Source organism: Coprobacter sp., assembly GCF_982436375.1.
In genome coordinates, this window is record NZ_CEWDCG010000172.1 from 1 (window position 1) to 6,630 (window position 6,630).

Genomic DNA, 6,630 nt, shown 5'->3' on the forward strand with positions numbered 1-6,630 from the left:
GTGTCAAGGTGCTAGAACGTATTTATCAAAAGAAAGAGTATGAATATAAGTTTCTGTCAGATCGGTATGAGGTAAAATTCCGAAAATGGTATGATAGTCGAAGTTGTCCTTTTTCGGTTTTCCTACCTGTTGATGGGAATATATTTTGAAATAAAAACAATAATAAATAAAATATTGCTTTATGATAGAATTAAAATCGGTAAGTAAGGTCTTTCAGACGAAAGACATCGAGACACGCGCATTGGATGATATTTGTTTAAAGATTAATTCGTCAGAGTTTGTCTCTATAATGGGGCCTTCGGGGTGCGGAAAAAGTACATTGTTGAATTTGATCGGTTTACTGGATCAACCAACTGCCGGAACTATACTGATACATGATACGGATGTATCGGGGATGAGTGATTGGGAGGCTGCCCGGTTTCGGAACAAGAGTCTTGGATTTGTTTTTCAGAATTTCCATTTGGTCCCTTCTCTGAATGTTATGGATAATGTTGAGTTGCCGTTATTATATGGCCGGGTTGCCGCTGTCGAAAGGAAAGAGCGGGTAAAAGAAGTCTTGAATATGGTGGGGCTGTCGCATCGTATGAAGCATTTTCCGTCCCAGTTGTCAGGGGGGCAATGCCAACGTGTTGCGATTGCAAGAGCGATTGTCGGACATCCGGAGATAATTCTTGCCGATGAGCCTACCGGAAATTTGGATAGCCGCATGGGAGAAGAGATTATGGATATTTTGTTGGAGTTGAACAAGCTTGGGGTTACGGTGGTAATGGTTACTCATGATGAGCATATTGCTTCCAAAACAGGACGAATAGTACGATTGTTGGATGGAAAACTCGTTTAGAGAAAGGGAATATCATGAAAATTGTGTTGAGTTACATAAAGACAGCTTTATATAATATAAAGCGGAATAAGGCTTATGCGATATTCTATATTTTGGGTACGACGTTGGCATTTGTTTTCATTGCTATTATATTGCATGTTGTCAAACTTATTACTACCGATGCAGAGCCGATGTTATATGGCGATCGAATTGTGACGGTAAGCGGTTCTCAGCTTTACAATATGCAGGGACAATATATCGGAGGAATTTATCCCATGGAAATGGAACAGTTTTTTGCGGCATTGAAAGGATATGAAATGGTTTCGTATGATAATGATGAGTCTTCTACTGCTTATGTGAATGATCAGTTGAAGGCTGTAGATGTGTCATTTATCGGGGGCGATTATTTTAAAATGTATCAATTCCGTTTTATCGATGGGACATCGTTTGATCGTGAGGATGCTCGAGAGGGGAAAAAAGTCGCTGTAATTAAAGAAAGTTTGGCAAGAGCCGGTTTTCCGGGAGGTAAAGCTGTCGGCGAGAAAATTAAGATTCAAGGTATTGAATATGAAATAATCGGTGTCGTTGCCGATTATTCGATGTTTTCTGCACCTACACTTGCCAATGTTTGGATTCCGTACCGGTATAACAAATTTATCCCTTCTGCTCATTTTTGTTATAATGTGAATATTCTATTCCCGGAAGATATGGATGTTGACCGGATGAAAGAATTGGTATGTAACAATGTGCGGGCTACTGTAGAAAATAGGGGTATGACAGTAGACATATTGCCGGAGAAGATTTATACCAAAAAGGAGGAGATGATAAAAAAATACGGGACAAATATCATGTTATACGGTGCTGGAGCTGCTATTTTCTTGTTGTTGATTATTCCTGCTTTGAATATCGTGACATTGAATTTTTCCAATATGGAGAGCCGGGCTTCGGAGATTGCGATTTCCCGGGCGATTGGGGCTACTCGCATTTCGGTTTTTTTCCAGATTATGGGTGAAAATTTCTTTTTGGTATTGATCGGGGCTATTTTAGGTGTTCTTTTGGTTTTACCGATGTCCTATGGGGTACAGAGTCTTGTCCTGGGCGGATCTCTTAATGAAAAAATGTTGTTGATCGCTTCTCTTGATATGTCGGTTATTTGGTGTCAGGTATTGCCCTTGGCTATTTTGTTCTCTTTATTATCAGGTGGGCTGCCGGCCTATTTAATTACACGAAAAAATATTGCAGAGGTATTGAAAGGAGGAAACGAATAATGAGAAAGTTTTTGCTAAAGATGATCTGGAATCGTCGGAATAAGGTTTGGGAAATTTTGGTAGAACAATTTTTTATCGTATTGGTGTTGATGCTGTGTCTCGGATCTCTGTTTTCGGCATTGAAAAAATATAATGATCCGGGGCTGTTAAACACAGATAATACATTTGTGTTTTCTTGTATGCCGGTTAATTTTAATTCGCGGGCTTCTTTACGGGAATCCGGACGCATAACATCTCTTGTCGTTGAACGGTTGAGAACCAATCCTGCAATAGAAAGTGTGACTGTGGGTAGCGGATTGGCCCCATATATGAGAGACGGCGATAACTATAGTGGAGATACGGTCCGGATTAACGATAAAAAAATCATGGCAGCTATAAAGACTGTCGATAAATATGCTCTTGATGTATTTGATATTCGTTTGGAAGAAGGAGAGTGGTTTACCGGAGAGACCAAATTGGCTGATGGCTCTCTTCCTGTTGTTGTTTCCCGGCAATTGGTAGATGCTGTCGGGTGGGTAGATGCCGTCGGCAAGAAGTTTGTATATAGAAATCGGGAACTTACGGTAATCGGGGTTGTTGCAGGGGTGAAGCATGCAGTATTCGAACCTTCGTCAGAGGCGATACTTTTCCCTTTCGAGCATTTGCCCTTTATGGAATGTGTCGCTAAAGTAAAAAAAGGGCATGAAGCCGACTTTTATAATGCTTGCGATAAAGAGTTCAAACGGGCTGGCTTGAATAATGATGTCGAGTTGTTTGTTTCTCCGATGGAAGAGTGGAAGGCTTTTTCAATGGTTGGGACGATGCTTTCAGTTGCAGCACAAGCCGTGCCGGCTTTTTTCTTGTTTATTTTTGCGTTTATTGGAACATTCGGATTATTTTGGTTACAGTCGAAAAAAAGGTTGAAAGAGTATGCTTTGCAGTTGGCTTTAGGAGCAACACGTAGAGATCTTATGAAAATGGTGCTTGGAGAAAGTTTGTTGATTTCGGTAATGGCTTCTATTCCTTCAGTACTGTTGGCATTTTTTATTTATGATTTTACCGTAGAAAATATTGCTGCAGTTGTGACCACGATATTGCTGATGTGTTTGTTTTCATTATTTAGTGCATGGTATCCGGCATACCGAATTTCTCGTGTAAATCCGGCAGAGGTATTGCATTATGAATAATGAGTAAATATAGGTTGTATGAAACTATGGATGATATGTATAGTCTTTCTGTTCCCTACCTGTTTGTGGGGGCAGAAAGATACTTTGTCTCTCTCTATGGATCAGGCTTTAAATATAGCTCGTATTTTTTCTATTGATGCAATCGTGGCAAGAAATACTTTGCAGATTGCTTATTGGTCGTACCGTAATTATAAGGCGGATTTGTTACCTAGTATGGTTTTAGACGGCACTTTGCCCAGCTTGGATAAGTCATTGTCTTCTTATCAGAAAGAAGATGGTACATATTCGTTCGTTACAAACCGTCTGCTCAGTGAAAATTTGAATCTTTCTATTACTCAAAATATTCCTTATACGGGAGGTTCTATTTCTTTACAGTCACAATTGCAACGTATTGACCAGTTGGACGGAGATCGTAATACAAGTTATTTGAGTGTCCCTTTAGGATTGACCCTTTCTCAGCCTTTGATTACAGCTCGGCCATTAAGATGGTCGATGCGTATAGAGCCCAAGAAGTATAAAGAGGCATTACAACAATATTGTGTAAGTATGGAGGCTGTAAATATGCAGACAGTCAAGCATTATTTCGAATTTTTATTAGCATCGGTAAATAAAAATATCGCAGAACAGAATCTGAAAAATGCTGAGGAATTGTTGAAAATAGCTCAGGGTAAGAAAAAGATCGGAATAATATCGGATAATGATTTGCTGCAACTGGAATTAGGAAGATTGAATGCTTCGTCAAATTTGATAAAAGCGGAACAAGAGTATGATAATAAGATGTATGCTTTTCGAAATTATTTGCGATATGATGATTCTGTCGTGTTGAAAATTGATGTTCCGCAAAAATGTCCTGTTGTAAAGATTTCACCACGTGAGGTTTTAGATATTGCATTAAAAAATAATCCTTTAAATTATTCGATCGAAAGGCAGTTGTTAGAGGCAAAACAGCAAATTGCCCAAGCTCGAGTAGATCGTGGATTTAAAGCGGATATTTATGCTTCGGTAGGATTTACGGGAAGTGATAATAGTTTATCCGGAACATATCAGAATTTACAGAATCGTCAGGTTGTGAGTTTAGGAATACGTATTCCTATTTTAGATTGGGGAAAAGGTCGGGGACGAGTGCGGTTGGCGAAGTCGCAGCAAGAGCTCATAAAGGCGCAAATTGAGCAAAGCCAGATGAATTTTGAACGAGATGTAACGTTATCTGTCAATCAATTTCAAGATCAGACACGATTGTTAGATATTGCTGTTCTTGCAGATTCTGTTGCACAATGTCGGTATAAAACAGCATACAATATCTTTGTTATGGGAAATATTAATGTCTTGGATATAAATTCGGCTCAAGTAGAACGGGATAATGCTCGTAGAGAATATATTTCTCAGTTATATACCTCTTGGTTATATTATTACAATATTCGACAGCTATCCCTTTATGATTTTGTTCGAGATGAGGATATTATATATGAAATGATAAAAAATTAAAAAATATAAACATGGGCATGGATAAAGAAATTTCACCGGAGGTGAAACGTCGTAGAAAAAAGATATTGATTATTAAATTTGCGTTTGTAGCATGTGCTTTAGTTTGTTTTTTTATTGTTTTGGTAAAAGTATTCAGTGCCGGAATTCCTTTAGAAGATATTGATTTTGGAACGGTGACAAAAGGTGAAATCGGAATTTCTGTTTCTGCAACGGGAAAAGTAGCTCCTCTGTCGGAAGAGATAATAACCTCGCCGATTTCTTCGAAAATATTGGAAGTATATAAAAAATCCGGAGAGAAACTATCCAAAAATGATTCTATTTTAAAACTTGATTTAGCGGAAGCCAATGTAGGTATGGAGAATCAGCGGGATGAGCTGGAGATGAAACGTTTTAAATTAGAACAGATGAAGATTGTGGCGGAAAGCCAGTTGTCGGAGATGAAGATGAGTATCGATATAGATGAAATGAGATTGGAGAGAATGAAAGTGCTATTGCAAAATGAGAAATATTTAGATAGTATAGGAGCAAGTACGTCTGATAAAATAAAACAAGCTGAATTGGAATATAAAGTTCAGAAAATGAATCTGGACCAATTAAAATTGAAATATAATAATCAGAAACGGACTTCTGCTGCGGATATTCGAGTACAGGAATTGGATTACAATATAGCCTTGAAAAATATTTCGTTACGGACTAAGATGATGAAAGAGGCACAAGTGCGTTCTCCTCAAGATGCGACATTGATATGGGTAAATGATCAGGTTGGAGCAACTGTGCCTGCAGGTTCACAATTGGCAATTGTTGCCGATCTCGGTAGCTTTAAGGTAGAAGCCGAAATTACGGATGGATATGCTGATAAGGTTTTACCGGGAAATAAAGCAATTGTAAAAATCGGAAAAGAAGAACTCTCTGGAACAGTGGGGAATGTCGTCCCATCGGTAAAAGATGGAATGATACAATTTCTTATATTTTTAGATGATAATGACCATGATCGTCTGCGTTCCGGCTTGAAAGTTGACGTCTTTGTTATTAATGCGGTAAGAGATGATGCTCTTCGTATAGAAAGACGTTCTTTTTATAATGGTCCGGGAGACTATAATCTTTGGGTGATGGATGGAGATCATATTGTGAAGAGAACAGTTAAGTTGGGAGAGGGAAGTTATGATTATGTAGAAGTATTAGACGGTTTGAATATCGGTGATAAGGTGGTGGTATCGGATATGAATAAATATAGAGATAAAGAGAATTTGAGGATAAGGAAATAAGATATGATGCTGATAGATAAGAATATATTTTTAATTTCTGTTTTTTTACCATAACATTCCCGAATCCTTTATTAATAAGGTATATTTTTAGTTGTAGCTGTTTGTCTTATGTATAAAAAAGACGAACAGCTTATTTTTCTGTTTCATTTTGATTATCTTTGCCAACATTATGGCTCGTATTTTATCGATAGATTACGGAAAAAAACGTACAGGAATTGCGGTGACCGATCCTTTGAAAATAATAGCGAATGGATTGACAACCGTTCCTACGCATGAATTGGTCGGTTTTCTGAAAAATTATTTTCAAAAGGAAGCTGTGGAGAAAGTAATCATAGGATTACCGAAACAGATGAATAATCAACCTTCGGAAAATATGCGATATATCGAGCCGTTTGTAGCACAGTTCAAGAAGTTGTTCCCTGATATTCCGATAGAATATTTTGATGAACGGTTTACTTCTACTTTAGCGCACCGGTCTATGTTGGAAGGCGGGTTGAAGAAGAAAGATCGTCGGAATAAAGAACTGGTGGATGAGATCAGCGCAGTAATCATATTACAGGGATATATGGAAAGCGTGCTGCATGCTTGATTGTTGATAGGAATAAAGATTTATATGCCGGGAGTAC

Annotated in this window: 6 protein-coding genes; all 6 read left to right on the forward strand. The window is 38.1% G+C overall.

Going from position 1 to position 6,630, the window contains the following annotated elements:
* Positions 1 to 181: 181 nt before the first annotated feature.
* The 6 genes from AC1WHX_RS09510 to ruvX all read left to right on the forward strand — a co-directional run bounded on the left by AC1WHX_RS09510 (position 182) and on the right by ruvX (position 6,593).
* Positions 182 to 841 (forward strand): ABC transporter ATP-binding protein, encoded by a 660-nt coding sequence (locus tag AC1WHX_RS09510; RefSeq protein WP_481229235.1) that lies wholly within the window; start codon positions 182 to 184, stop codon positions 839 to 841.
* Positions 842 to 855: 14 nt separating this feature from the next.
* A complete protein-coding gene (locus AC1WHX_RS09515; protein ID WP_122338358.1) occupies positions 856 to 2,088 on the forward strand; it encodes an ABC transporter permease in 1,233 nt (410 codons plus the stop codon).
* The gene (locus AC1WHX_RS09520) at positions 2,088 to 3,254 is read left to right on the forward strand and encodes an ABC transporter permease (RefSeq protein ID WP_022600730.1); all 1,167 of its coding nucleotides are present in this window, start codon (positions 2,088 to 2,090) and stop codon (positions 3,252 to 3,254) included. Before AC1WHX_RS09515 ends, AC1WHX_RS09520 begins: the two co-directional genes overlap by 1 nt.
* Positions 3,255 to 3,272: 18 nt before the next feature.
* Positions 3,273 to 4,739: a TolC family protein gene (locus AC1WHX_RS09525; protein ID WP_009319656.1), complete on the forward strand. Its 1,467-nt coding sequence runs from the start codon at positions 3,273 to 3,275 to the stop codon at positions 4,737 to 4,739.
* Positions 4,740 to 4,750: 11 nt separating this feature from the next.
* Positions 4,751 to 6,004 (forward strand): efflux RND transporter periplasmic adaptor subunit, encoded by a 1,254-nt coding sequence (locus AC1WHX_RS09530; RefSeq protein ID WP_009319655.1) that lies wholly within the window; start codon positions 4,751 to 4,753, stop codon positions 6,002 to 6,004.
* Positions 6,005 to 6,173: 169 nt separating this feature from the next.
* Complete coding sequence (ruvX, locus tag AC1WHX_RS09535; RefSeq protein ID WP_122304180.1) at positions 6,174 to 6,593, forward strand: Holliday junction resolvase RuvX; 420 nt, start codon at positions 6,174 to 6,176, stop codon at positions 6,591 to 6,593.
* Positions 6,594 to 6,630: the final 37 nt, after the last annotated feature.